Below are 23,606 nucleotides of genomic sequence, written 5' to 3' on the forward strand. Positions count from 1 at the left end.
TGGGAGGCAACTATCATGGCTAATAACTTAAACGATTATAATGAAAAGAAGATTGTTGGTGTTTTTGATACAGAGCAGGAAGCATCTCGTGCGATAGGACAATTGCAGAGCAAAGGAATCCCAAGCAGTGAAATTTCTGTGATCACCCGTGACCGTGACGAGTTGAGGACGATTAGTGAAGAGACAGGCACCAAAGCACCGGAGGGTGTAGCGACCGGTGCGGCTACCGGCGGCGTTGTAGGCGGCGTTGCTGGGTTGCTGGCGGGCATCGGGGCCTTGGCTATTCCAGGTATCGGACCAATCCTCGCTGCTGGACCTATCGCGGCTACCCTTACCGGAGCAGCTGTCGGAGCGGGAGCAGGTGGCTTGGTCGGTGGACTGGTCGGGCTGGGTATTCCGGAAGATGATGCACGTCAATACGAGACTTACGTCGATCAGGGCAAGATTTTAGTGCTGGTGGACTCCGCTGACCATAACAGGGATGTTTATGATATTTTCCGCACCAACCGTTCGCTGAATGCGGATCGTTACAGAACGTATGATGATACGTTGGCAGACACGCCGCGTACAGATGCATACACAGATACGAGAAGGAACCTGTAAAAACCTAACGGCTAGTTGAGAACGTGATTTAACAGGCTTTCCTATCTCCTTTGTATATGGGTTGTTTCTACAGCAGCAGTCTCCCCGAGAGGGAGGACTGCTGTTTTTACATATTTGTGGATCATAGAATAAATCTGAGATAAATGATGCTAAGCTTGCCGTTGGCACGTTTAACCTTCTATATATTTTTACAGAATTGTCGTTATAATAGATTGAGGATTTTGAAAAAATCCTGGATTTATAAATTGCTAGATGTAACAGGAGAGTGGCATGAGTCAAAAAGAGAGAATTTCCGAAGTCGCTTTGCTGAGAGGGCTGGCTTTTGCGGCCGTTGTTCTTCAGCATTCCGTCGCACACTATGCGGTTGCGCAGGGGGCGCGCGTCCAGGACGGGGTATTGATGACACTTTTACTGCTGTGTTCCAAATTTGCAGTTCCTGTGTTTGTGTTTATCACGGGAATGGTGCTATTTTACAATTATGATGGAGCCTTAAAGTACGGAACGTTTTTACGTAAAAGATTCCTGGACATCATCGTTCCTTATATCATATGGTCTCTTTTATACGAATTGGGAAATCAGCTTGCTCAAAGTGGAGGATATATTCACCCGCTGGATTTTTTCCAGAAGCTGTTGAACGGGAAAAGTAGCTATCATCTGTGGTACATCGTAATGATTATTCAATGTTATGTGTTATTTCCTGTGTTTCGTTATGCTGTCCGTCGTTTGTCTGCGCTACTGCCATCAACATGGCGACCCGCTGCATTGGCTGTATTCGGCGTGCTATATATTTTGCTCATGTTCGCCGTTGGACCCGTATACCAAGCGATGGATAAGCTCCAGCTTCCGGTCATTACCTCTTGGTTTACCCTGTACGCTGACCGGAATGTGATCTACTTTTTCTTTTATTTTGTGCTAGGAGCGGCAGCCGGGATGAACGTCAAGCGTTGGAATGCATGGGTAACCAAAGCACAAATGATATACTGGCCGTTGTTTATCGTAATTACTGGCTACTTGCTGTATGAGATGATCGGTCAGTTCCAGACACCGCAAGGTACAGTTCTTTCCTTTAACTATTTGTCTCTGCTGCGTCCGGTCATGGCTGTATATTGCGTCGCGTCTATTTTTGTAGCTTATCGGGTAGCGACGTGGATTGCTCATAAGGGGGGACGTGCGGCGAGTATGCTGACGGCCATCGGAACGTTGTCCTATGGAGCGTATCTCATGCATGCCTTTATGCTGCGTGTGACCTATTATTTTGACGAGACGTTGTTTGCAGACTGGAGCCACGTTCTTCGTATGCTGGCTTCATTCGTTCTCTGTATGATCTTTTCCGTTGCCGGAACATGGCTGCTGGCACGTTTGCCTCTGGGCAAATGGATCGTGGGGCTTCGGGTTCGTCCTCGCCCGACTGGGAGTCCGCCAGCCGTACAAAAGCAAGCTTGATTTGATAATCCAATCACATATGTTCACAAGAGTATCCCAAAGCCAAGAAATAAGGCCAAGGGATACTTTTTTGACTGATATTATATTATTTCAAAATATGAAAAATTCATAATAGTAAACCATAAACTCATTTCTCAGCGCTTCGCACACTACTCTATATCGCCTCATTCTATGTCTCTCATCATCTTAAAACAGGTCACAAGGGATGGAGAGTTCTCATAAACTCTTATCTCATCAAAGGAAATAGTCTATGGACGCAGAGTGGTTTATAATGGAAGGTAAGGTGTATGAATAAGGTGTGGAGGAGGCTGTGAAATGGCGTTTATGATATCCCAGCGGGCTTTTATCAAAATTTATCTGATCACAATGGTGGAGAGGCATCGCGGTTATGGATATCAGATGCTCGAATCGATGAAGGATGAGTTTAGTGGGTTTGGATATGTTCCGCCTCAGAGCGAAGTTTACCGGGCGCTGCATGAGCTGGTACAGGAAGGCGTTTTTTACCGTACCAAGCGATTGAAAGGAACAGACCCGCGCGTGGATTTTCAGGAGATTGTACTCTATCACTTTACAGATGATGGGGAGGAGAAAGCCCGACTGTACAAGAAGCAGGTCAAAGCTGATTTGGACCGTTGCTTAGGTATGCTGCATAAAGCGGAACAAGACAACTATTCCTAACCACGAAAGGATGAGAATGATGGGTAGAAAGCTGAAATGGGGAATTTTAGGCACTGCGGAGATCGCCCAAATCGCTGTAATTCCTGCGATTCAGCAATCCGAACGCGGAGAAGTGCTTGGGATTGCTAGTCGTAATGCGGATAAAGCCGCTGAGGCCGCCCGGGAGTTCGATATTCCAAAAAGTTATGGAAGCTATGATGAACTGTTGGCTGATCCCGAAATCGGAGCGGTGTACATTCCGTTGCCAAACCATCTGCATGAAGAGTGGACCATTCGGGCGGCGGAGGCTGGGAAGCACGTTTTGTGTGAAAAACCATCTTCTCTTAGCTCGGCCGGTACAAGCCGCATGATTGAAGCATGTCAACGTGCAGGAGTGATCTTTGCAGAGGCTTTTATGTATCGTTATCATCCCAAACATCGAAGAATTAAGGAAATTATCAATAGTGGGGAAATTGGTGACATTCGCGGCATCCATTGCACGTTTACGTTTAACAATACCGATCAGGCAGATAATGTGCGCTTTAATAAAAACATGGGCGGCGGCTCGCTATATGATGTGGGTGTCTATCCGATATCAGCCGCTCGTATGTATTTGGATCGGGAGCCGGAGGCAGTGACGGTACATGCCTTATTTTCCCCGGAGCATGACAACGTCGATATGATGGCTTCCGGCTTGCTGGAATTTCCGGGTGGAATCAATCTTACTTTCGATTGTGGCATGTGGGCAGCCAATCGTTCCAACATGGAAATTCTCGGTAGCAAGGGTACGATTGCGATGCCCAAAATGTTCGGCTGGGAAAGAACGTCTGTGGTACCGCAAATTTTCGTCCACGTCGGTTCGGTTACGCGTGAGGAACGTCTGAAAGGTTTTAATTCTTTTGAACTGCAAGCGGATGCTTTTGCTAAAGCAGTGCTTGACGGTGTCCCGTTGCCGTATGAGCCAGAAGATGCGGTGAGCAATATGAAGGTGATCGATGCTTGTATTGAGTCAGCTCGCAGTCGGAAACGGATAGAAATTGGATAAGCGGTGTACCGTATTCCTAGAAGATCTAAAAAAGCAGCCTTGTCAAAAGGACAAGCTGCTTTTTTAGATGACAAATACATAGGTATTTTCAATGAGTCTTTGGACATTCGAGCATCACATATTTTCATCATAATCTGTGACATCACGCTTGGCGGAAGTTGCAGGCGAATTCGATGTACCGTATTTTTCCACGGCGTCCCATGCGCCTGCATCGTCAAATCGTCCTGCATTCCGTTGGCGAACCTCACCTGCACCCTTGGGCGGCGGAGTCATGACCTGTTCCTCTACCGGACGGTCATTCGATAATTCTCGAGTTGGCGTGTGCTCGACGGTATAGGCTGTATATGGAATGGCTTGTAACCGTTCAAAAGGAATTTCTTCCCCGCTCTCCACACATATTCCGTACGTCCCGTCCTTTATCCGCTGAAGGGCTGCATTGACTTGCTCCAGCTCGTTTTGCAGCGAATCATTAATCGCCAGATCACGGGACCGTTCAAAGGTTTCTGTCCCTATATCAGCGGGGTGATTGTCATAGGACGAGAGCTCACCTGTGGAATCTGTCAGTGTTTCTCCCAATTGAGTGTTTGCCTGACCGTTTTGTTCAAAATGCTTTTCTAAATCCTTTTTCTGCTCCAACAACATATGTTTCAGCTCTGCAAGCTGCGGATCGTTCAAATGATTCATGATCATCTCTCCCCTTCGTGGTCTGTATAAGTGACACGTATGCTCTTTTATACCCGTTCATAGGGCCGGGCAATCAGCAGAGACTTTTATTCCCAGCCTAGAATGTGATATAAAAAGAATAGTGTGTTAAGGAGGGAATAACCGATGGATGAACATATGAAGCGTCGTCTGGATAAGCAAAAGCAGTTGTTTAAACAACTGGGCATTCAGCTGGACGCGCTCTCCATTCATGAGAAACAGTTTAAGAATAAAATGCGCGGCTATGATCCGGACGAGGTAGATGCCTTTCTGGATGAAGTGATCAAGGATTATGAACGCTTTTATGCGAATATAGCCGACCTGATGGACAAGTGGCAGGAGCAGCAGGCAACCATACGTGATTTGAAAAATGCACCCAAGCCAGCGGCTGACCTTAATGGACTTGACCGTCGTCAACTGGAGGATATCGTAAAACAGTTGGAATATAGTGTGCGCCAATTAAAGGTGCGAGTACGTCCTGAAAATGACTATTTTCCGGAGTAAGGTGCAGTTAGCACTGTGTTGGTGCCTCTATTGTGGTATGATGGAAACAAGTATTTTATCAAACATTTAATGAGGCACACACATAAAGGTGGTTAACATGAGTACCCATTTTTCCGTTAGTATCCATTGTCTGCTTCTTCTGGCTGAAGGGGCACCGGAGCGAATGACATCGTCACTTATAGCTTCCAGCATCAATACAAACCCGGTAGTTGTGAGAAGGATTATGAGCCGCCTCAAGCAAGCGGGTTTGGTTGATTCATCGCCTGGAGCACGCGGCTTTCGTCTAAGCATGTCCAGTTCAAACATCAATCTGAAAATGATCTATGAAGCGACTAAGGATGAAGGTCCGTTGTTCGCCATCCACACCGATAGCAATCTTAATTGTGAGGTAGGCAGGAACATAGACGCATTGTTGGATGGTTTATATACCGTGGCAGAGCAGAAAATACAGACGTTTTTCGAGACCGTTACGCTGCGAGATTTGGAGCAGGCACTTCAGCAGCGCGTGGGGCAACAAAGTTCATCTGTGTAAAGACGCTGGTAAGGAGCAATTAATATGAAAATCATCGTACTTTCAGACACTCATATGCCGCACAGAGGCAAAACACTGCCTAGTCGACTGGTACAGGAGTTAAAAGGCAGTGACCTCATTCTCCATGCCGGAGACTGGACGGATTGGTTCGTATATGAACGTCTAGCTGAATTTGCGCCTGTGCAAGGCATTGCCGGAAACAATGATGGAGTGGACATCGTGGAGCGTCTAGGCTATCAGCGAATCGTTGAAGCCCAAGGCAAGCGAATCGGCATGGTTCACGGTCACGGCTGGCGAGGCACGACAGAAAATATCGCATTGAATACGTTTAAGGGAGAAACGCTGGATTGCCTGATTTATGGACATTCTCATATTCCGGTGCTCAAAACGATTGACGGTCAGCTTGTCCTTAATCCGGGGTCTCCGACGGACAAACGCGGTCAAGACGAATATTCATTTATCGTGCTGACGATTGAAGCTGGTCAGATGGAAGCACAGCTTGTTCTTTATCCAGATAAACATTGATTTAAAACCAACAACTGTTGATTAAAGGGGAAGCTATGGCTATTTTTGAATTAGAACCAATGAAGCATCATGTATTGATTTGCAATGGAGGCACATGTATGCGACATGAGGGTGAAGAAGTTACACAGGCAATTCGGGATGAAATTCGTAAACAAAATGCAGAGGCATATATTCACACGACCAGAACTCGCTGTAATGGGCGTTGTCATGATGCTGCGGTTGTGATCGTCTATCCTCAAGGGGACTGGTATGGTCAAATGACCCCCGACTCGGGGACTCAACTGGTACAGAAGCTCGTAACAGGAGAGAGGCTGGTACCTCATCTTTTTTATGAGTGTACAGGTCAATCCAACTCGGAATAATCCAATCGACCATCTATAAGAACATGAGTAGAGAAAATCTTTGAAGAGATTTTCTCTTTTTTGCGTTTAATCTCCGATGTGAAAGGTAAAAGTATATTGTGGACACCAATCCGATAGGGAGGGAAATAAAATGGCCCCATTTGAAGATAACCTGCACGATCAGAATGAGCAGAAAGGACAGACGGGGAAAGGAACAACGGAGTCTCAACATCAGGAACAGTCGATCAATCGAGATCATGCAGAGCAGTATCCAACAGAGCAGGAAAGCTTGTTCGACCGTTTTGAGATCGAGCAGACAGTAGACGCCATTCCTGTAGAGGATTTGAAGATGGAAAGACAGGAGGAGAGAGACAAGGATGCAACCAAGCACACCTCTTCCAGTGAGAAAAAATACAATGGTGGCGTATAATCATCAACTAACTGGTAATATTCAAAAAGAAAACTCTTGACTTTAAGATATATGCAATGTATATTAAGTTACGAAAAGTAATTGATTTTTCTCAGGAGGTAACAAAATGACTAAAGATTTCTTCACAGCTCTGAAAGACAGACGCTCCTATTATGGTATTAGCAAAGAACAGGTCATTTCTGACCAACGAATTCAAGAGATTGTAGAGGAAGCTGTAAAGTACACACCTACCTCGTTCAACTCCCAAACTTCACGCGCCGTAGTGTTGCTTGGAGAACATCATGACAAACTGTGGAATATTACAGAAGATATTTTGCGGGAAGTGGTAGGCAATGAAGAACAATTCAAATCTACTGCTGAGAAAATGAACGGTTTCCGCAGCGGTTACGGAACGGTCTTGTTCTTTGAAGACAATAACGTGATAGCTGGTCTGCAACAACAATTCGAAGCCTATGCGGACAATTTTCCAATCTGGGCTAACCAATCTAATGGTATGTTGCAATTGGTTGTATGGACAGCTCTGGAACAAGAAGGATTGGGCGCATCCCTTCAGCATTACAACCCTTTGATTGATGAAAAAGTGAAAAACGAATGGAACATTCCTGAGCATTGGAAACTGATTGCTGAAATGCCATTTGGTAAACCGACATTCCAACCAAGTGAAAAAGAATTCCAGCCTATTGAAGAACGTGTAAAAACATTTAAATAATTTTCACGATAAAATGACGTTTCAGGTTCAGCCTGATTAGAGCACTGTGGGTATCTACAGTGCTCTTTGCCATTCCATTTTTAAGATATGTAAGCTTTGATATATACAGACACAGCGGTTAATTCATCCGTTAGTGGGTGATATTATGTTTAAAATTGGATGAGAAGTTTACATAGATGTGATTGCGGTTTTATGCAGCTGTCTAGGATAACGCGCATTCAAAGGAGGAAAAGTGATGAACTATGATTGCATTATTGTTGGCGGGGGAATTGCCGGTTTGCAAGCAGCCATTCAATTGGGAAGATACAGCAGTCATCGGGTGCTGGTAATAGATTCCGGCTATGGTCGGTCTACGCTGTGTCATCAATATCATAATATTTTGGGATTTCCTGAGGGAATTTCTGGTGAAGAGCTGCGACGGCGTGGACGTAGCGAGGCTACGAAACTAGGAACTGAGTTTGTTGAAGAAAAGGCGGTCAAAGCCGTCAAAAGGGATGAGCTTTTTGACATTCAAGTGGAGGAAGGCTCCATGTATTCGTCAAAGACGCTGCTGTTGGCGACAGGGCTAACGGATCGTTTTCCAAAACTGGATGGGTTACAAGCTTGCTTGGGCAACAGTGTATATGTGTGCCCGGATTGTGACGGTTATGAGGTTCAGGATCGCAGTACGGTCGTCATGGGGGCTGGCAAAGCAGGAGCTTCCATGGCTCTGATTTTATCAGAGCGCACCGATCAACTTGTATATGTCAATCATGAGCGTTCAGAGGTGCCGGACGAGCTGGGCGAAAAGCTGTGGGAAAAAGGGATTGGCTATAAGGAAGCCGCTATTTCTGAGATTATAACCGGAGAACCGGGCTGTTTTGAAGGAGTGCGACTGGCTGATGGACAAGTAGTTCGAGCAGAGCGGGGCTTTTTAGCTTTTGGCAGCAATCATGTTCATTCAGAGCTGGCAGAGCAACTGGGTGTACATCTGCTGCATAATAAGCACATTGAAACTCATCCTCGCAGCAAAATGACAAATGTGGAAAATGTGTGGGTAGCCGGGGACTTAGGAGTTCATGCCGAGCAAGCGACTGTGGCGATGGGAGAAGGAGCTATGTCAGCGATTTGGATACACAAGGTATTAACGGGTATGAAAACAAAAGTACCGCAGCTCTGAGAGCTGCGGTTTAGAACGATGGGCGTGTACTCGTTGGGAGATGAAGTTCAAAGCGTTTTAATTGATCGCTCATGCCGTACTTACGTAAAATTTCTGTCTGTTTGTTGCCGATAAGATCAAAATGCGGATAGGCCTGACGTTGATGAATATATTGGGGGTCCAATCCGTTATGGTTGCACCATAAGCGCAGCTTGTCCAAATCAGAACATCCCACCTTGGTGACGGTTGTAATGCCTGGAAAGCGATCATCCAGCCAGTAATGTGTCAGAAAAGCAATTTCACCACGACTGACCTCTCTTTTCCAGGCCATAAGCTCCTGCCGGGTAATGCCAAAAGCCATCGTTCTCTTCCTTCCTTGGCTCAGACTGAAATCATGAGCTGCTGCGTGGTTGTTCCATTATTTTCGTACTGTAGTCTGTATTATGATCCACATGGGGTAACACAATAACAGGAGACCATGTGTGACGATCTCCTGTTAGAAGTTAAAGCCATCTCTCGGCCCAGCTCTCCACACCATTCAATGCATCACCTAGCTCTTTACCCTTGCGTGTCAGCGAATACTCGGTACGCACAGGCCGCTCTGTGATGACATTGCGAAGGATCAGGCCGGAAAGCTCTAGTTCCTTGATGCGTTCGTTCAGCATGCGTTTGCTAAGATCGGGTATGGAGACGTGAATTTCACTAAATCGTTTGGGATGTTCCATCAAAGTATGAATGATGAGAGCGGTCCATTTTTTGCTGATGATCTGAAAGGACTGTTCCACCTTACCGCACAAAAGCTTAGGCTGCCTGTCGTCGCTCATCTGAATCCCCTCAATTTCATTGTTGTTTTAAACAGTATACTAAAAGTAACTCTGTATACCAATAGTAACTATAACGCTTTGTGTCAACTGTGACATATTTAACATTTTTTTCTCTTTCCTTTCGTCAATCATACCACAGAAAACGTTATCATTACAGGATATATCGAATGTTCACGATTTCGCTAAAATTTGATTGACTTGCCCCTTATTTTGGGTGTATTATGGGTTACGTTAATTCCTCAGGTAACTTTTAATAACCTCATCTTTATAATGGGAAGAAGGAATAATTCATGGATTCAATGACATTTGTCTTATTTGGAGCGACAGGGGATTTGGCTAAACGTAAAATTTACCCTGCCTTGTATAATTTGTTTGTAGAAGGTAAAATTCCGGCTTCCTTTTCTGTAATTGGGATGGGGCGTCGTGAAGTGGCAGACGAGCAATTTCAAAGTAATGTAGAGCAATCCATTAAGGATTTTTCCAGACACGTGAATGAAGACCGTGCACAGATGGATCAGTTCTTAAGTGCTTTCCGTTACAGCGCATTGAACGTCAACCACCCGGAAGATTATAAAAAGCTGCTACAGCTTGCTGAGCAACGTGAAAATGACTTGGGAATTCCGGGGAACCGCATGTTTTACTTATCGGTGGCACCGGAATTTTTTGATGTGATTGCCCTCAATATTCGGGAGAGTGGTTTAGCTGAAACAAAGGGTTGGAAACGGCTCATTATCGAAAAACCATTTGGTCACGATCTGGAATCCGCACGTGAGTTGAATGATCGCCTGAGCAGAACATTTGCTGAGGATGAGATTTATCGTATTGACCATTACTTAGGCAAGCCCATGGTTCAAAACCTTGAAGCCTTAAAATTCGCTAATCCGTTGCTTCAAGGAATATGGAACAATCAGTACATCGCCAATGTGCAAATTACCGCTTCTGAGACTGTAGGAGTAGAGGAGCGAGCAGGATACTATGATCACTCCGGCGCTATTCGTGATATGGTACAAAATCACATGCTGCAGGTATTGATGATGGCGGCTATGAACAAGCCGGGACATGTCACGGCTGACCAGGTGCGTGACGAAAAAAGCAAGGTTATGGACGCGCTTCGTGCACTTGATCCTTCTGATATTGCTTCCAGCGTGGTTAGAGGCCAATATACCAACGGTGAGATCAACGGAAAAGCAGTTCCTTCCTATAAAGAAGAGCCGGATATCGGACCTGATTCGCAAAATGATACTTTCATTTCAGCTCGCCTATGGATTGACAACGAACAATGGTCGGGTGTGCCGTTCTATATTCGTACCGGCAAACGCATGAAAGAAAAATCTACTCGTATCGTCGTGGAATTCAAAAAGGACAGCACAGATCCTTATGCCGCTCAAGGGCAACCGACTGACCCGAACCTGCTGATCATCCATGTTAACCCGGATGAAAAGGTAACGCTGCGTCTGAACAGCAGAGATCCGCTGAACAATGGTCAACTGGAAACGGTTCTGATGAATTATCATTCCGAGGCCAAGGATGTACCAGAAGCTTATGAGCGCCTCATCTTTGATGCGCTGCGCGGAGATTCCACCTTTTTTGCTCATTGGAACGAAGTTGAGCTTTCATGGGTGTGGGTTCAACCTGTACTGGAAGCTTTTGCTCGTGGTGAGGTTCCACTACACACGTATGCAGCAGGCTCTTACGGTCCAGAAGCTTCAGATCAATTGTTAGAGGAGCAAGGCTTTACATGGTGGCTGGATGAAAAAACCGAAAGCTCTGAGAAAGCAGTCGTTCGTTCTTAACAGTAACAAGAAAGTATATACAAAATATGTTTGCTACGGCAGGAGGCCTTTACTATGCAAGTAGGATTAATTGGTTTGGGAAAAATGGGTTTGAATCTCGGGAAAAATTTGATTGATCATAAGCATGAACTTGTCGCTTACGACGTCAATGCAGCCGCAATCCAAGAAATGAAGGATTATGGAGCTAAAGGGGCTTCTACATTGGAAGAGCTTGTACAGGCAACTCAATCCCCTAGAGTATTATGGATCATGGTTCCTCACCAAATTGTTGATTCTGTGCTGGATCAGCTTCAACCGATGTTGTCCAAAGGGGACATCATTATTGAAGGTGGTAATTCTCATTACAAAGAGTCTATTGCTCGTCATGCCCGTCTAAAAGAACATGGTATCAGCTTCATGGATGCTGGAACTTCAGGCGGGATGGAAGGCGCACGCAATGGCGCTTGTTATATGATCGGTGGCGATCCGGAAGCTTGGGCGGTTGTTGAGCCTGTTTTCCGCGACACAGCAGTGGAAAATGGATATTTGTACGCAGGTAAATCCGGAAGCGGACATTTTCTGAAAATGGTTCATAACGGTGTGGAATACGGCATGATGGCTTCCATCGGTGAAGGATTTGAAGTGCTGGAAAAAAGCAACTTTGACTTTGATTATGAACAAGTAGCGCGTGTGTGGAACAACGGTTCTGTTATCCGCTCTTGGTTGATGGGCTTAACTGAACGTGCATTCTCCAAAGATGCAAACCTGGACGAAATCCGTGGGGTTATGCACTCTTCTGGTGAAGGAAAATGGACGGTTGAAGAAGCACTGGACATTCAGGCTGCTACACCAGTTATTGCCTTGTCCCTGCTGATGCGCTACCGGTCTCTTGATGCGGACACGTTCAACGGGAAAGTGGTTGCTGCACTGCGCAATGAATTTGGCGGTCACGCGGTAGAAAAGAAGTAATAACAATATAAGCTAGTATCTATCCCCGTAGCTTTACAACTGCGGGGATATTGCTATATGTTTTGGCGTTTATTGGATTTTTGCATAACCTGCATATGCATATTTTTCCTTGTATATCCGCACAATAGGTGAAAAAGGCGGAAGGATGAATAGCAAATGTGCAAAAGGTTTTCGTTATCGGCTGATGTAGATGAGGTGAGGGATCACTTTGGTATACAACGGGTGATGTATTATTACAAAACACGCTATAACATGAGTCCTACTCAGCATGTTCCAATTGTGCTGCATCAGGATGGAGAGCGGGTACTTGATGAATTTCGTTGGGGATTTATTCCCTACTGGGGCAAGGATTGTGTCAATGCAGACTTAAATACGGTTCGGGTAAATCCGAGTTATCGCAAGATGGCGGAAACCCGACGCTGTATCATTCCATGCAATGGATTTTATTATTGGCGAAAAGTAGGCAAACGCATGTGTGCTGTAAGGGTGGTACTGCCGGAACAGAAGATGTTTGCGGTCGCGGGGCTATATGAAGTATGGCATGATAGTCGTAAGGAGCCTTTACGCACCTGTACGATGATGACAGTTCATGCTAATACGGATATACGTGAATTCGATACCCGCATGCCAGCTATTTTGGAAGCTGATCATATAAATTCATGGCTGGATCCGTCTGTCCAGAACATAGATGAGCTGCTGCCTCTATTGCGCACGTATGAGCAAGGCGACATGAACATCTATCCAGTGACCCCGCTGGTGGCCAATGATGAACATGATAACCGTGAATGTATTCAGGAAATGGATTTGCAGTGGTCCTGGATTAAACCTTAAACGTATGGAGATTTTCATCCATTATTGATCATAAGCTTCCCGCCACCTGCATAGGTATGTATTGGGGAACAAGCGTCATGATCCGGGGAGAGGGGAAACGGCCGAAGGAGTATCTCATATGGGATGGAGGCGATTGGAATGAGTAACGATACACTCATCCAGCTGCTGGTGCTCATGGTGACGATCATCGGTCTGGTCCAAAACCGGTAAGTGGCAGGTTCCAGAAGGCGGGAGAATTGCCGTAGGCAATCTTCCGTTTTTTTCTGTGTTAAAAAGCTCGCAGATTAAGGAAGCTTACGGTACAATAGATGCTAGGATACAGGTGACAAGACACCTGAATATACGTCTACATACGATATATTTTTAAGGGAGAGCGAATCATGAGTGACTTAACTTCATTACCACCAGCCAAAAAAAGAAAATTGCTGTTCAGTGCAGGGCTTAGCTGGCTGTTTGATGCTATGGATGTAGGGCTGCTTTCATTTATAGTCGCAGCGTTGGCAAAGGAGTGGCATCTGGGATCTGAGCAAATTGGACTGCTGACTGCAATGAATTCGATAGGAATGGTGTTCGGAGCCGCTATGGCGGGGATTTTGGCTGATCGTTACGGCAGACGCGCCATTTTAGTGTGGACATTGTTGATCTTTTCTATTGCCAGCGGCTTATCAGCTTTGGCGACAGGCCTCGGAATGCTGCTGGTGCTGCGTTTTATTGCTGGTGCAGGCTTGGGCGGGGAATTGCCGGTTGCTTCGACGCTGGTGTCAGAATCAGTGCCTGTGAAAGAACGAGGGAGAGCGGTTGTGCTGCTGGAAAGCTTCTGGGCGGCAGGCTGGATCCTTTCGGCTCTTATTGCTTATTTTGTTATTCCAAAGTATGGTTGGCAAATGGCATTTATTCTCGGCGCAGTACCTGCGCTGTACGCTCTTTATCTGCGTAGAGCTATTGATGATTCACCGCGTTACAAGCTGCAAAGCGTTAAACTTCCGCTGCGTGCACGATTGGCTTCGATTTGGTCGGGACCTAATCGCAAGTCTACGCTGATGCTGTGGATTTTATGGTTCACAGTTGTATTTTCATACTACGGCATGTTCCTGTGGCTGCCTAGCATTATGTTTATGAAAGGCTTCGAACTGGTTAAAAGCTTTGAGTATGTGCTGATCATGACGCTTGCCCAACTCCCAGGTTACTTTACCGCCGCCTATCTAATTGAAAAGCTGGGCCGCAAATTCGTACTGATCATCTACTTGCTGCTCACAGCCGTGTCTGCCATTTGGTTTGGCACCTCGGAAACGGCGGGAATGCTGCTAGCTGCTGGTATCTGCTTGTCCTTTTTTAATCTCGGTGCATGGGGAGCCATGTACGCCTATACACCAGAATTGTACCCGACAGCCGTCCGTTCAACCGGTGTGGGTATGGCGGCTGCGTTTGGTCGTATTGGAGGCGTTATCGGGCCTTTTGCAGTCGGTATACTCGTAGGACAGGGCGTAGTGTTACCATCTATCTTTGTGATTTTCTTCGTAGCTATCTTGATCGGAGCAGCGGCTGTATGGTTGCTGGGTACGGAAACCAAAAATCAGGAGATTGACTAACCTTTACATTCACCTGTGTGAAGATTCATAATATAAGAGAGAGGAGTGACCTGAAATGGAGCATACCTTTCTGCTCAAGGCAGACTGGAACGGGGGGCGCAACAGTGACGGTCGTATTGAGGCTGGACAGTTGCGGACTGCAATTTCGATCCCGGCCGAGATGGGAGGCCCTGGTGTGGGCACCAATCCAGATGAAATGCTGCTCGGTGCCGCCGCTACCTGCTATTTGATTACTTTGGCGGCGATGATGGAGCGCGCGAGTCTCCCGGTGGCGTCACTGGCGCTGAAATCCGAAGGGATTGTCGATGTAACGAACAATATTTTTACATATCGCCGAATTGTGCATCGTCCGCAGGTTCAATTGGCCGCCGATGCGACAGAATCGCAGATCGAACAAGCATTGCGACTGGCAGAGCAGGCAGAAACCTCATGCATGATCTCGCGTGCTGTAGCGGGAAATGTGACGTTGTCCACAGAGCCCGTGGTGGAGCGCGCCTCTTAAAGCGATATCTGTAACAGGAGCAATCATTCTAATTGCCCATCATTTTTTTAATCCAAGGAGGACACAACCATGACAGCGCAACAAAAATTGCTCGTATTCGCAGGCTCTTACGCCGAATTGGAAGGTAACGGAGTTTATTCGTATACTTTTAATGAACAGACAGGAGCACTTACACTACAGGATGAGTTCTCCGGCTTGAAAAATCCTACATTCCTGAATGTGGACGTCAAAAATCGGAAGCTGTATTCCATTGGGGAGACGACTTCTGCTGCAGGAGCAAAAGTAGGCGAAGCTTCTGTTTTCGAAATTGATCCAGTTAAAGGAACATTTACATTGCTGAATCGTGCGGAAAACGTGGGTGCAACAACTTGCCACATTCAGCGTGATCCATCTGATCGTTACCTTATTGTAGTCAGCTACCACGGAGGTATGGTGGGACTGGTGTCTCTGACTGAGGACGGACGTATTGGTGAGTTGCTGGATGTTAAACAGCACGAGGGCAAAGGAGCGCACCCTGAACGTCAGGATCGTCCACATCCACATTCCAGTTTCTTTAGTCCAGATGGTCGCTTCCTGTTCGTACAAGATCTCGGTCTGGATCTGATCCGTGTTTATACCATTGATGACAGCAAAGGACAACTGGTGCTTCATGGTGAAACGAAAACCCATGCAGGTGCAGGTCCACGTCATTTGACGTTCCACCCAAATGGTAAATTTGCTTTTGTCATTAACGAAGTGGATTCTTCCATTACTTCTTTTGCATATGATGCAGAGGCTGGTAAGCTCACTGAGCTTGAGAGCGTACCGACATTGCCGTCTGACTTTACAGGTGAAAACACAACTGCTGAAGTTGCAATTTCGGAGGATGGAGCTTATCTGTACGGTTCCAACCGTGGGCATGACAGCATTGTGGTATACGCTGTAGACGGAGCAACTGGCAAGCTGAGATTGGTGGAGCATGTATCTGCCGAAGGAGAGCATCCACGCCATTTTGCATTGACTCCAAATGGTAACCATATGCTCGTGGCCAACCGCGACACCAATAACATCGTTACGTTCAAAGTGGACAAGGTAAGTGGACGCTTGACCTACACCGGGCAACAAGTAACCGTGTCCAAGCCAGTATGCGTACAGCCTTTTTACTTTTCTGTATAAAAATTAGGAAATGCCCCCAGATTTCTTGTTTGTATGTTCAAGGGTAGAAATCCAGGGGCAAAGGCGAACGCTCCGCTGCTTTAATGCTTTGACAGCCATTGAATATGTATATGTTGATGGTACTAATAGATTAACCAAGCATAGAAAAATTGTTAGTGAAAACGGCTCGTAGGATAACCTACAGCCGTTTTTATTTTAGGGCTTAGTCATTTCTAAAGAAGTCACTAACTACGAAAATAAACTAAAATTTTAAGGTTACAAATAAGATACGAATAATATCGGTAGGAAAAGGGTACATATGTTATAAGCGGGACAAGAAGCCCTCAAGCACTCCGATAATGTAAATCTAGGACAAGCATTGTGAGTTCCATATAAGAGGTAGAGGCTTTAAATAAAAGTATTATATTTGACCTACCATCTGTTCGCGTAGTGGGCCACACAAATCGACAGCGTTGGATTGCATGTATTTCTACAGGAGGAGGAATTCTCATGAAAATTATCATTACACAAAAGGAAGCCGTCGACAAAGGAATATGGACAGAGATCATGGGGATGTTTGCTGTAACCAAAGAGGACGAAGTATGGCAAAATGAGGAGTTTATTCTCACCGAAGAACAGGCACGTCAGGTCGGGTTATTAAGATAGCAAAGATAAATAGGACATGTTATCAAGTTTTAAGACCAAGTCTTAAAAAATCGTAACTTCTTTTTTATGTATCTGATACACTTTTTAACCGTGCAACGTTTATGATAAGTACACAAGGGTAATGAAGCTTACAGACACCGTGTACATACCCAAACGGCAAGGAGAGATCAGACATGATGAAACTAGCTTCGAAATGGACCGTATTGGCTTTAATGATGATGCTGATTACGACGGCAGGAGCAACAGCGCAAGGCTACACGCCTGTCGCAGCTGCTGAAAATCAGGAGACCGTATATATAAACCAAATGGAGATTCGTGACGGACAAATTTATTTGTCGGCAGACCCGATTGAATGGTATGAAGGCGCGGCGGCAGACAAAGCATTTGTGGAGCATGAAGGAAATACAGGATTGGATGGAGCGCCGGATGGCTACTACATCGTAAACAATTCCGTGCAAAATGACGTGTATCAGGTTGCACCAGATGCTTCGGTAGAGGTGCAGATTTATGATCACACGGGTAACATAGAAGATACAGACGTACAATGGAACGAATCGATTCCGCTGACACAGTTTGAGAAGGATTTTGCAAAAAAGGACGTTCTGGACCTCAGTCAATTTCCATACCATGTTACGCTTCGTGACGGTAAAGTTGTAAAAATCGTGCAGCAATTCATTCCTTAAAATAGAAGTAATCGTAATCTCATATCACAAACACGTGCTTCGCTTGATTACAGATCAGGGGAGCACGTGTTTTTATATTTTATAACAAAAAAGAGGATATCCAGCCCATATAGGGCGCGGATATCCTCTTCCCTTCATAATATATGATTAGAACGATTTTGCTGTGTCTACTGCACGTTGTACAGCAGAAGCAACGATTTCTTGTGCTTGATCTGGAGCTTGGTTATGTCCTTCCAGTACAACCTTCACGATGTCTTTCACGCCGAAGAAGGTTAAAATGTTACTCATGAAGTTCAAGGACATTTCAGCTGCAGCAGCTGGTCCTTCGGAATAAACGCCGCCTCTTGCATTCAACAGGGCTACTTTAGTTTCAGTTACAAGACCCACAGGACCCTCAGCAGTGTATTTGAATGTTTTACCAGCTTGGTTCAGGTAGTCAATGTACGTATGCAGTACAGCTGGAATCGTCATGTTCCAGAGCGGGAAAGCAAATACGACTTTGTCTGCTGCCAGGAATTGATCCAGGTAGCCATTAGCGATGTTTGCCAGGCGAGCTTCTTCTGCGTTCAGCTCCATGCCTCTAGCGGATTTGAACGTGCCGTTGATCATGTTAGCGTTCAAATAAGGAAGCTCGACGGAGAACAGGTCCAGCTCAGTGATTTCATCAGATGGGTGGGAAGATTTGTAGCTTTCCACGAATGCGTTATACAATTTAACTGTTGCAGATTCTTCAGCTGTACGATCATTAGCTTTGACAAATAATACTTTAGACATAATTTATTTCCCCCTAAGTAAGTTGAATAAGTAAGTTAAGTTAGTAAGTTACCATGTAATATTACAATATAAAGATAATATCTGTCAACGCTTTTATATTAAATTTACTTTGAAAAGCTACTTTATTTTTTACACTGTAAAATTCAAGTGTTTCTTTTGCAAAATATCAGTTTTGCGGTAAAATTTAAATGTAAAGTCTAATGAAGAGAATAGTTTAAGTAGGCGAAGAAGGAAATGAACATGGTGCCAGCAAGATTTGGCACCATAGTTGAATGAAAAAAGGTGAGTAGCTTGAAGATAGGTTTTTTTGATTCAGGATTGGGTGGAATTACAGTATTGTCCGAGGCACTAAGACGTTTGCCAAACGAAAATTTTGTATACATGGCGGATACCCTTCATGTGCCTTACGGGACGAAAACTCCCCAAGAGGTGCTTGGTTATGTCAAGGCTTCAGTGCAAACGATTCTAAAAGAAGATGTTAAGGCACTGGTGATTGCCTGCAATACGGCTACAAGTATCGCGGTTGCGGAGCTAAGGAAGGAATATCCTATTCCGATTATTGGTATGGAGCCAGCTGTGAAGCCAGCGGTCGAGATGAACCGGGCTAATGGTAAAAGAGTTCTGGTGTTAGCCACACCATTGACGTTGAAACAATCTTGTTATGCAGCACTCGTATCCAGAGTTGACGATCATGGGAGCGTGGACTCACTACCTCTGCCGGAGCTAGTACATTATTGCGAACAGTTGAATTTTGACCGGGCAGAAATGTCCGCATATTTTAACCGTGAGTTGTCTTCGTTCAATCTCGACATATATGGTACGGTGGTATTGGGATGTACTCATTATCCTTTTTATAAGGAAATTCTAAGGGAACTACTGCCTTCTCATATTCAGTTAATTGACGGGAGCCAGGGAACAGTTAGACGGTTGAAACAGGTGTTGTCTGAGCGTAATTTGCTGGAACCTTCGCCAAAATCCAGTCCATCGCAGGCGGGACACATTACATTTCTATGTTCTAGTCAGGATGAGGCCTATGTGCGTAAGATGGAGCGGGCGCTTGAAATCTATACGGAGCATGAAAAGATTTATTTTTAAAAGAAGAGCGGCTGGCGAACGTGTGGGATTATCTTAATGAAATTATCCAAAAAATCGCCAGCCGCATTGTGGATCAGACGCACGGAGGGAGGCGTGAAATGGACGTTCAACTAATCCTGAATGAGCTTTATGCAGCAGGCGTGCTTGAAGGCCATATGCAAAATCTCAAACCGCTGACCGGCGGTACTTCGAGCGAAGTGGTTGTTGTCATGGATGGTACCAGGCCTCGATATGTGATTAAGCAAAATGATCATGCGATTGTAAAAGCCGAGGCGGAGTTTTTACATACCTATGTACAGATTGAGAAACTATCGCGTTTGGTTTATGTAGATCCGTTGCACCGTTATTTGGTATACACGTTCAGGTCAGGGCTCACACAGTATCATGGACGAAACAAAAGCAATTTGTTGCTTCATCTGGCGACGGAGGTGATCTCGTACTATAAGCCTTTTGGTGAGGAACGTCATTATGGTTATCCGGACCACCCGTTTGTGGAATGGAAAGATTTTCTGCTGCACAGAACGAAGGAATCTGGAAAGATCATACAAGACATTTTACCCCGTGAGGATCATCGTTTCGTTCATACCCTTGTGGCTGGATCGCCGCAACGGAATATTAAATATTTGCTTCATGGCGACTGTGGAGTACATAATTTTGTGTTTAACGAAAATGGCACATTGACGGGTATTATTGATCCTGATCCCGTGGTGGGAGAACCCCTATATGATCTGATATACGCCTTTTGTTCTTCACCGGATAGGCTGACCATCGATACCATTTTGCCTTCCTTAGAGAAGCTTGAGCCGGAGATGACAGGGGAATACGAGCTAAACAGGGAAGTGTTACTGGGACTATATTTTCGTATAGCCACCTGCATTCGTCATCATCCGGAAGATCTCGATCAATATACAGAAGCGTGGGCCTATTGGCTGAACAGGATTCGCTGTAAGGAAGAGGGATAAAAGCATACAAGGAAGGATCATATTTTCTTTTCGGTACATCAAAAAACTTGATTTTTAACCCAATGCAGATAGATGCAAGCACAGAAATAATACTCCACTCCAGGTAATCAGGTGTGTTCCCATCTGTGATAGAAACCATCCGCCTAAGGTGGTGCCAATCGTGACACCTAAATTTGCAAAGGAGACAAACAAGCTATTAGCAAATTCAGGTGCTTCTGAGGCCTCCGAAGTTAACCAAGTTTGACTTACAATCAGGCCGCCGGTAAAAAAAGCCCCCCATATAATTATTATTATAATCATGGGAATGTAGTAAGCTCTTTTGGGAAAAACTTTGCAAGAGAACGTTTCCATTATTCAGCGTCGGAGCTGACAAAATCCATCCTAGCCGGTGAAGCACTTCCAGCAACCGCGTAGGAACATGCAAAGATTAGGATACCCCATGTTTTACACTGCTGTCCCGAATTTCTAACTGATGCGATATGGACCAGTGGACAGCCGCCAATTCCTCTCCTTTAATAAGCTTAATGAGATTGCGGGCGGCGACCATGCCCAGTTCGGATGCTGAATATCGGACAGTTGACAATTTAGGCCGGATTATTGTAGCCATATCAATGTCGTCAAATCCCAAGAAAGAGACCTGTTCAGGTATTTTCACCCCATTCTCGGTCAGAAAGTTCATAGCGCCTATGGCAATTCGGTCCGTCGCGCAGAACACCGCACTGGGCAATGGGCCTGAATGATAAAGTTTTCTCATAGAGGTTACGCCGTCTTCAACTGAAAAGCCGCTTTCCAACACACGTTCAGGACGTACTGGCAGGTGAGCGGCCTTCAATGCCTGTTCATAGCCCAAAAAACGCTGACTGCCCACTGAAATATCTCCCGCAGCTCCCCGCAGCATCGCGATATCCTGATGTCCCTGCTGAATTAGATAAGTTACCGCTTCAAAAGCAGCCGTTATGTTGTCAACATGTACGGAAGGAATGGATTTGTCTCGAAAATCCCGTCCGACAAGGATGCAGGGAATTCCCGCCGCTTCAATGAGCGCGTATAGCGCATCCCGGATTCCGTCTACCGATATGATAATTCCGCTCGCCTGCATTTCACGGAACATATTGTAATAGTGTATTTCAGAGTCCGCGCCCCCCCCTGACAAGGCGATTATGACATCGAAGCCGTATAGATGCGCTACTTGATTGATGCCTTCAACCATGTTATCAAAGACATTGTTTTTAATCTCGGGCAGAAGTACTCCAATCAGAGATGTATTATTCTTTACCAGTGTCCGCGCTATGGCATTTGGACGGAATTGAGTGGCTTCAAGGACCTCTAGAACTCGTTTGCGTATTTCACTGTTCACCGTCTGGCTGTTATTGATCACTCTGGAAACCGTTGAAATGGAGACGTTGGCCATTCGAGCCACATCTTTTATAGTCATTTTCATTGTACACACCGACTTTCAAGCAAGTATTTATTTAGAAAAAGGTTCTCAAAGTCAATTGAATTTATTATATCAGTTTATTGAGTTTAACAAAGATTCCAGAGCAAAGAAAGCGCTTGACCTTGGTTTATAGGGGGAGTATAATCAACTCCGGAAAACGTTTTCTAGTATTTTCTGGAGATAAATGATTGTTTTTACCAAATAACTAGCTGAATTCAAGGTATTTCGGCTTGTTTTTTTGATTATCAAGAAAACGTTTTCCTTATGGCTTGGGATTGTAGAGAATAACAAGGGAAAAGGAGCATGAGCATGAGAAGTTCGAGCGATATTGTTGTAATGGGAAATGAGGCTTCAAAGCAAACCGATTCAAATATTACGCTGAAAGAAAAGATGGGTTATGGATTCGGTGATTTTGCCAGCCAGTTGCTGTTTGCCGCCGCAATGACTTTTCTGTCCTACTTTTACACAGATGTAATCGGGATCAGCGCCGGGGTCATTGGTACTTTAATGCTAGTTGCGCGTGTACTGGATGCGTTTATTGATGTCGCGATTGGGGCTTTGATCGATAAAACGAAGAGCAGACACGGGAAAGCCCGTCCTTGGTTACTGTGGATGTCCGGGCCATTTGCGTTGTCTGGAATTCTCTTGTTCACGGTTCCAAGTGGAAATATGACGATCACTATTCTATACATTTACGTTACCTATCTGCTGATGAACATTATCTATTCCAGCATTAATGTCCCTTATGGTGTGCTTAATTCCATGATAACGCAGGATTCTTACCAGCGCTCTCTTCTTAATATTTTTCGTATGTCTCTGGCGAATATTGGTGCCTTGTTAATTAATTATTTCACCCTTCCGTTAGTGAAGTCGTTCGGCGGCGGTCAAAAGGGGTGGATTTTCACCTTTATTCTGTTTGGTTTGCTCGGAACCTTCTTATTTCTCGTTACCTTCTTCAGTACCAAAGAAAGGGTTACTCCATCTGTTGTACAGAAGCCAATTCCGTTTGGACGTGCTTTTGGAGCGCTGATGCGTAATAAGTATTGGAAATTGATTCTTGGGTTTGCTGTGGTCTATTTCATAAATAACTCACTGGGCACAGGTATGAATATTTACTACGCACGTTATGTGTTAAAAGACGCCAATCTGATTGGGGTGCTCGGCATATCCTTACTCCTTCCTTCCCTGCTTGGTTATCTGTTATTGCCACCCGTCGTCAAGCGGATCGGGAAACGAAATTCATCCATTATCGGAAGTATCCTCCTGATTGTGGGATCGCTTGTTATTGCCGTCAGTCCCGCAAGTCTTATGGCGGTCTGCCTGGGACTCGTTATTAAAGCGCTTGGACATGCCGCTATTCTCGGAACCTTCTTTGCCATGTTGTCAGATACCATTGAGTATGGCGAATGGAAGACAGGGATGCGCACCGAAGGACTGGTGTACAGTGCGGGTAGTTTCGGCACAAAAGCGGGAGGCGGTTTCGGAGCGGCACTCATCGGTTGGGGACTGGCATTGGGGGGATATGCTGGTGGACAAGCTACAATCAGTGCCACAGCGCTAGCGTCTATTCATTTCATGTTTATCTACGTTCCAATTATCTTGGCTGCCCTGCAAATTGTATTGCTGGCATTTTACAACCTAGATAAATTATTTCCCGGTATTGTCAAAGAGCTTGAATTCTTAAAAAACGCTAAATAAGGAGAGGAAAGCAAATGGAGAAGAAATGGTGGAAAGAAGC

The 23,606-nt window shown here is 45.2% G+C and carries 27 protein-coding genes and 1 pseudogene; 22 read left to right on the plus strand and 6 right to left on the minus strand.

What is annotated here, in order from left to right:
• Positions 1-15: 15 nt before the first annotated feature.
• The 4 genes from MKY16_RS10645 to MKY16_RS10660 all read left to right on the plus strand — a co-directional run bounded on the left by MKY16_RS10645 (position 16) and on the right by MKY16_RS10660 (position 3,748).
• The gene (locus MKY16_RS10645; protein WP_029519034.1) at positions 16-603 is read left to right on the plus strand and encodes a general stress protein; all 588 of its coding nucleotides are present in this window, start codon (positions 16-18) and stop codon (positions 601-603) included.
• 270 nt (positions 604-873) lie between these two features.
• Positions 874-2,046 carry an acyltransferase gene (locus MKY16_RS10650; protein WP_029519036.1) on the plus strand — a complete coding sequence of 391 codons (1,173 nt, stop codon included), beginning with the start codon at positions 874-876 and terminating at the stop codon, positions 2,044-2,046.
• A 315-nt stretch (positions 2,047-2,361) separates the two neighbouring features.
• Positions 2,362-2,724, plus strand: coding sequence for a helix-turn-helix transcriptional regulator (locus MKY16_RS10655; RefSeq protein WP_013310011.1), 363 nt, complete (start codon positions 2,362-2,364; stop codon positions 2,722-2,724).
• Positions 2,725-2,743: 19 nt separating this feature from the next.
• Positions 2,744-3,748: a Gfo/Idh/MocA family protein gene (locus MKY16_RS10660; protein WP_029519037.1), complete on the plus strand. Its 1,005-nt coding sequence runs from the start codon at positions 2,744-2,746 to the stop codon at positions 3,746-3,748.
• 114 nt (positions 3,749-3,862) lie between these two features.
• Here MKY16_RS10660 and MKY16_RS10665 read toward each other — a convergent pair whose 3' ends face one another.
• Entirely contained in the window at positions 3,863-4,432 is a 570-nt protein-coding gene (locus tag MKY16_RS10665) for a TraR/DksA C4-type zinc finger protein (RefSeq protein ID WP_340955275.1), read from the minus strand.
• Positions 4,433-4,576: 144 nt separating this feature from the next.
• Between MKY16_RS10665 and MKY16_RS10670 the strand changes: the two genes are divergently transcribed.
• The 7 genes from MKY16_RS10670 to MKY16_RS10700 all read left to right on the plus strand — a co-directional run bounded on the left by MKY16_RS10670 (position 4,577) and on the right by MKY16_RS10700 (position 8,650).
• Positions 4,577-4,954 carry a DivIVA domain-containing protein gene (locus tag MKY16_RS10670; protein WP_023988297.1) on the plus strand — a complete coding sequence of 126 codons (378 nt, stop codon included), beginning with the start codon at positions 4,577-4,579 and terminating at the stop codon, positions 4,952-4,954.
• 97 nt (positions 4,955-5,051) lie between these two features.
• Positions 5,052-5,486, plus strand: a complete 435-nt coding sequence (locus MKY16_RS10675) for an Rrf2 family transcriptional regulator (RefSeq protein WP_029519039.1) — start codon at positions 5,052-5,054, stop codon at positions 5,484-5,486.
• A 24-nt stretch (positions 5,487-5,510) separates the two neighbouring features.
• Complete coding sequence (locus MKY16_RS10680; RefSeq protein ID WP_029519040.1) at positions 5,511-6,011, plus strand: metallophosphoesterase family protein; 501 nt, start codon at positions 5,511-5,513, stop codon at positions 6,009-6,011.
• A gap of 35 nt (positions 6,012-6,046) precedes the next feature.
• Positions 6,047-6,373, plus strand: coding sequence for a (2Fe-2S) ferredoxin domain-containing protein (locus tag MKY16_RS10685; protein WP_340955276.1), 327 nt, complete (start codon positions 6,047-6,049; stop codon positions 6,371-6,373).
• Between the two features lie 130 nt (positions 6,374-6,503).
• Positions 6,504-6,782 (plus strand): hypothetical protein, encoded by a 279-nt coding sequence (locus MKY16_RS10690; RefSeq protein ID WP_318626614.1) that lies wholly within the window; start codon positions 6,504-6,506, stop codon positions 6,780-6,782.
• A 106-nt stretch (positions 6,783-6,888) separates the two neighbouring features.
• Positions 6,889-7,491: a nitroreductase family protein gene (locus MKY16_RS10695; protein WP_340955278.1), complete on the plus strand. Its 603-nt coding sequence runs from the start codon at positions 6,889-6,891 to the stop codon at positions 7,489-7,491.
• A gap of 235 nt (positions 7,492-7,726) precedes the next feature.
• The gene (locus MKY16_RS10700; RefSeq protein WP_340955279.1) at positions 7,727-8,650 is read left to right on the plus strand and encodes an NAD(P)/FAD-dependent oxidoreductase; all 924 of its coding nucleotides are present in this window, start codon (positions 7,727-7,729) and stop codon (positions 8,648-8,650) included.
• Positions 8,651-8,660: 10 nt separating this feature from the next.
• Here MKY16_RS10700 and MKY16_RS10705 read toward each other — a convergent pair whose 3' ends face one another.
• Together MKY16_RS10705 and MKY16_RS10710 are read right to left on the minus strand one after the other, a co-directional pair.
• On the minus strand, positions 8,661-8,990 hold the full coding sequence (locus MKY16_RS10705) for a hypothetical protein (RefSeq protein WP_069010239.1): 330 nt from the start codon (positions 8,988-8,990) through the stop codon (positions 8,661-8,663).
• A 142-nt stretch (positions 8,991-9,132) separates the two neighbouring features.
• Entirely contained in the window at positions 9,133-9,453 is a 321-nt protein-coding gene (locus MKY16_RS10710) for a winged helix-turn-helix transcriptional regulator (RefSeq protein ID WP_007430161.1), read from the minus strand.
• 290 nt (positions 9,454-9,743) lie between these two features.
• Between MKY16_RS10710 and zwf the strand changes: the two genes are divergently transcribed.
• From zwf to MKY16_RS10750, 8 genes are all read left to right on the plus strand, one after another.
• A complete protein-coding gene (zwf, locus tag MKY16_RS10715; protein WP_318626609.1) occupies positions 9,744-11,246 on the plus strand; it encodes a glucose-6-phosphate dehydrogenase in 1,503 nt (500 codons plus the stop codon).
• Between the two features lie 54 nt (positions 11,247-11,300).
• Positions 11,301-12,194 carry a phosphogluconate dehydrogenase (NAD(+)-dependent, decarboxylating) gene (gene gnd / locus MKY16_RS10720; RefSeq protein WP_029519049.1) on the plus strand — a complete coding sequence of 298 codons (894 nt, stop codon included), beginning with the start codon at positions 11,301-11,303 and terminating at the stop codon, positions 12,192-12,194.
• A 156-nt stretch (positions 12,195-12,350) separates the two neighbouring features.
• Positions 12,351-13,025, plus strand: coding sequence for an SOS response-associated peptidase (locus MKY16_RS10725; protein WP_318626607.1), 675 nt, complete (start codon positions 12,351-12,353; stop codon positions 13,023-13,025).
• A 380-nt stretch (positions 13,026-13,405) separates the two neighbouring features.
• Positions 13,406-14,614 (plus strand): MFS transporter, encoded by a 1,209-nt coding sequence (locus MKY16_RS10730; RefSeq protein ID WP_029519051.1) that lies wholly within the window; start codon positions 13,406-13,408, stop codon positions 14,612-14,614.
• Positions 14,615-14,669: 55 nt separating this feature from the next.
• Complete coding sequence (locus MKY16_RS10735; RefSeq protein ID WP_069010234.1) at positions 14,670-15,116, plus strand: OsmC family protein; 447 nt, start codon at positions 14,670-14,672, stop codon at positions 15,114-15,116.
• A 69-nt stretch (positions 15,117-15,185) separates the two neighbouring features.
• A complete protein-coding gene (locus tag MKY16_RS10740; protein ID WP_340955282.1) occupies positions 15,186-16,271 on the plus strand; it encodes a lactonase family protein in 1,086 nt (361 codons plus the stop codon).
• A gap of 489 nt (positions 16,272-16,760) precedes the next feature.
• Positions 16,761-16,916 carry a hypothetical protein gene (locus MKY16_RS10745; RefSeq protein WP_023988309.1) on the plus strand — a complete coding sequence of 52 codons (156 nt, stop codon included), beginning with the start codon at positions 16,761-16,763 and terminating at the stop codon, positions 16,914-16,916.
• Between the two features lie 173 nt (positions 16,917-17,089).
• Positions 17,090-17,599: a hypothetical protein gene (locus MKY16_RS10750; RefSeq protein WP_029519055.1), complete on the plus strand. Its 510-nt coding sequence runs from the start codon at positions 17,090-17,092 to the stop codon at positions 17,597-17,599.
• Between the two features lie 147 nt (positions 17,600-17,746).
• On the opposite strand, the gene MKY16_RS10755 is transcribed toward MKY16_RS10750, so the two are convergent.
• Complete coding sequence (locus MKY16_RS10755) at positions 17,747-18,373, minus strand: FMN-dependent NADH-azoreductase (RefSeq protein WP_029519056.1); 627 nt, start codon at positions 18,371-18,373, stop codon at positions 17,747-17,749.
• A 291-nt stretch (positions 18,374-18,664) separates the two neighbouring features.
• On the opposite strand from MKY16_RS10755, the gene murI reads away from it, so the two are divergent.
• Positions 18,665-19,468, plus strand: a complete 804-nt coding sequence (gene murI, locus MKY16_RS10760; RefSeq protein WP_029519057.1) for a glutamate racemase — start codon at positions 18,665-18,667, stop codon at positions 19,466-19,468.
• A 98-nt stretch (positions 19,469-19,566) separates the two neighbouring features.
• On the plus strand, positions 19,567-20,430 hold the full coding sequence (locus MKY16_RS10765) for an aminoglycoside phosphotransferase family protein (protein WP_209948068.1): 864 nt from the start codon (positions 19,567-19,569) through the stop codon (positions 20,428-20,430).
• A gap of 37 nt (positions 20,431-20,467) precedes the next feature.
• On the opposite strand, the pseudogene MKY16_RS10770 reads toward MKY16_RS10765, so the two are convergent.
• Positions 20,468-20,745: pseudogene (locus tag MKY16_RS10770) on the minus strand (MFS transporter); the annotation flags it as partial.
• A gap of 112 nt (positions 20,746-20,857) precedes the next feature.
• Positions 20,858-21,871 carry a LacI family DNA-binding transcriptional regulator gene (locus tag MKY16_RS10775; RefSeq protein WP_340955284.1) on the minus strand — a complete coding sequence of 338 codons (1,014 nt, stop codon included), beginning with the start codon at positions 21,869-21,871 and terminating at the stop codon, positions 20,858-20,860.
• Positions 21,872-22,177: 306 nt separating this feature from the next.
• Between MKY16_RS10775 and MKY16_RS10780 the strand changes: the two genes are divergently transcribed.
• Positions 22,178-23,566 (plus strand): MFS transporter, encoded by a 1,389-nt coding sequence (locus MKY16_RS10780; protein ID WP_039273459.1) that lies wholly within the window; start codon positions 22,178-22,180, stop codon positions 23,564-23,566.
• Positions 23,567-23,606: the final 40 nt, after the last annotated feature.

The sequence above is a fragment of the Paenibacillus sp. FSL L8-0641 genome (genome assembly GCF_038006265.1).
Taxonomy (GTDB): domain Bacteria; phylum Bacillota; class Bacilli; order Paenibacillales; family Paenibacillaceae; genus Paenibacillus; species Paenibacillus polymyxa_D.

What these genes read in the sequence shown, in the direction of transcription:
- MKY16_RS10650 (WP_029519036.1), top strand. Translation starts at nt 874, where the DNA reads ATGAGTCAAAAAGAGAGAATTTCCGAAGTCGCTTTGCTGAGAGGGCTG.
- zwf (WP_318626609.1), top strand. Translation starts at nt 9,744, where the DNA reads ATGGATTCAATGACATTTGTCTTATTTGGAGCGACAGGGGATTTGGCT.
- MKY16_RS10780 (WP_039273459.1), top strand. Translation starts at nt 22,178, where the DNA reads ATGAGAAGTTCGAGCGATATTGTTGTAATGGGAAATGAGGCTTCAAAG.
- MKY16_RS10675 (WP_029519039.1), top strand. Translation starts at nt 5,052, where the DNA reads ATGAGTACCCATTTTTCCGTTAGTATCCATTGTCTGCTTCTTCTGGCT.
- MKY16_RS10655 (WP_013310011.1), top strand. Translation starts at nt 2,362, where the DNA reads ATGGCGTTTATGATATCCCAGCGGGCTTTTATCAAAATTTATCTGATC.
- MKY16_RS10750 (WP_029519055.1), top strand. Translation starts at nt 17,090, where the DNA reads ATGATGAAACTAGCTTCGAAATGGACCGTATTGGCTTTAATGATGATG.
- MKY16_RS10735 (WP_069010234.1), top strand. Translation starts at nt 14,670, where the DNA reads ATGGAGCATACCTTTCTGCTCAAGGCAGACTGGAACGGGGGGCGCAAC.
- MKY16_RS10775 (WP_340955284.1), bottom strand. Translation starts at nt 21,871, where the DNA reads ATGAAAATGACTATAAAAGATGTGGCTCGAATGGCCAACGTCTCCATT.
- MKY16_RS10665 (WP_340955275.1), bottom strand. Translation starts at nt 4,432, where the DNA reads ATGAATCATTTGAACGATCCGCAGCTTGCAGAGCTGAAACATATGTTG.
- MKY16_RS10700 (WP_340955279.1), top strand. Translation starts at nt 7,727, where the DNA reads ATGAACTATGATTGCATTATTGTTGGCGGGGGAATTGCCGGTTTGCAA.
- MKY16_RS10690 (WP_318626614.1), top strand. Translation starts at nt 6,504, where the DNA reads ATGGCCCCATTTGAAGATAACCTGCACGATCAGAATGAGCAGAAAGGA.
- gnd (WP_029519049.1), top strand. Translation starts at nt 11,301, where the DNA reads ATGCAAGTAGGATTAATTGGTTTGGGAAAAATGGGTTTGAATCTCGGG.
- MKY16_RS10660 (WP_029519037.1), top strand. Translation starts at nt 2,744, where the DNA reads ATGGGTAGAAAGCTGAAATGGGGAATTTTAGGCACTGCGGAGATCGCC.
- MKY16_RS10740 (WP_340955282.1), top strand. Translation starts at nt 15,186, where the DNA reads ATGACAGCGCAACAAAAATTGCTCGTATTCGCAGGCTCTTACGCCGAA.
- MKY16_RS10765 (WP_209948068.1), top strand. Translation starts at nt 19,567, where the DNA reads ATGGACGTTCAACTAATCCTGAATGAGCTTTATGCAGCAGGCGTGCTT.
- MKY16_RS10695 (WP_340955278.1), top strand. Translation starts at nt 6,889, where the DNA reads ATGACTAAAGATTTCTTCACAGCTCTGAAAGACAGACGCTCCTATTAT.
- MKY16_RS10680 (WP_029519040.1), top strand. Translation starts at nt 5,511, where the DNA reads ATGAAAATCATCGTACTTTCAGACACTCATATGCCGCACAGAGGCAAA.
- MKY16_RS10745 (WP_023988309.1), top strand. Translation starts at nt 16,761, where the DNA reads ATGAAAATTATCATTACACAAAAGGAAGCCGTCGACAAAGGAATATGG.
- MKY16_RS10705 (WP_069010239.1), bottom strand. Translation starts at nt 8,990, where the DNA reads ATGGCTTTTGGCATTACCCGGCAGGAGCTTATGGCCTGGAAAAGAGAG.
- MKY16_RS10755 (WP_029519056.1), bottom strand. Translation starts at nt 18,373, where the DNA reads ATGTCTAAAGTATTATTTGTCAAAGCTAATGATCGTACAGCTGAAGAA.
- MKY16_RS10725 (WP_318626607.1), top strand. Translation starts at nt 12,351, where the DNA reads ATGTGCAAAAGGTTTTCGTTATCGGCTGATGTAGATGAGGTGAGGGAT.
- MKY16_RS10685 (WP_340955276.1), top strand. Translation starts at nt 6,047, where the DNA reads ATGGCTATTTTTGAATTAGAACCAATGAAGCATCATGTATTGATTTGC.
- MKY16_RS10730 (WP_029519051.1), top strand. Translation starts at nt 13,406, where the DNA reads ATGAGTGACTTAACTTCATTACCACCAGCCAAAAAAAGAAAATTGCTG.
- MKY16_RS10670 (WP_023988297.1), top strand. Translation starts at nt 4,577, where the DNA reads ATGGATGAACATATGAAGCGTCGTCTGGATAAGCAAAAGCAGTTGTTT.
- MKY16_RS10645 (WP_029519034.1), top strand. Translation starts at nt 16, where the DNA reads ATGGCTAATAACTTAAACGATTATAATGAAAAGAAGATTGTTGGTGTT.
- MKY16_RS10710 (WP_007430161.1), bottom strand. Translation starts at nt 9,453, where the DNA reads ATGAGCGACGACAGGCAGCCTAAGCTTTTGTGCGGTAAGGTGGAACAG.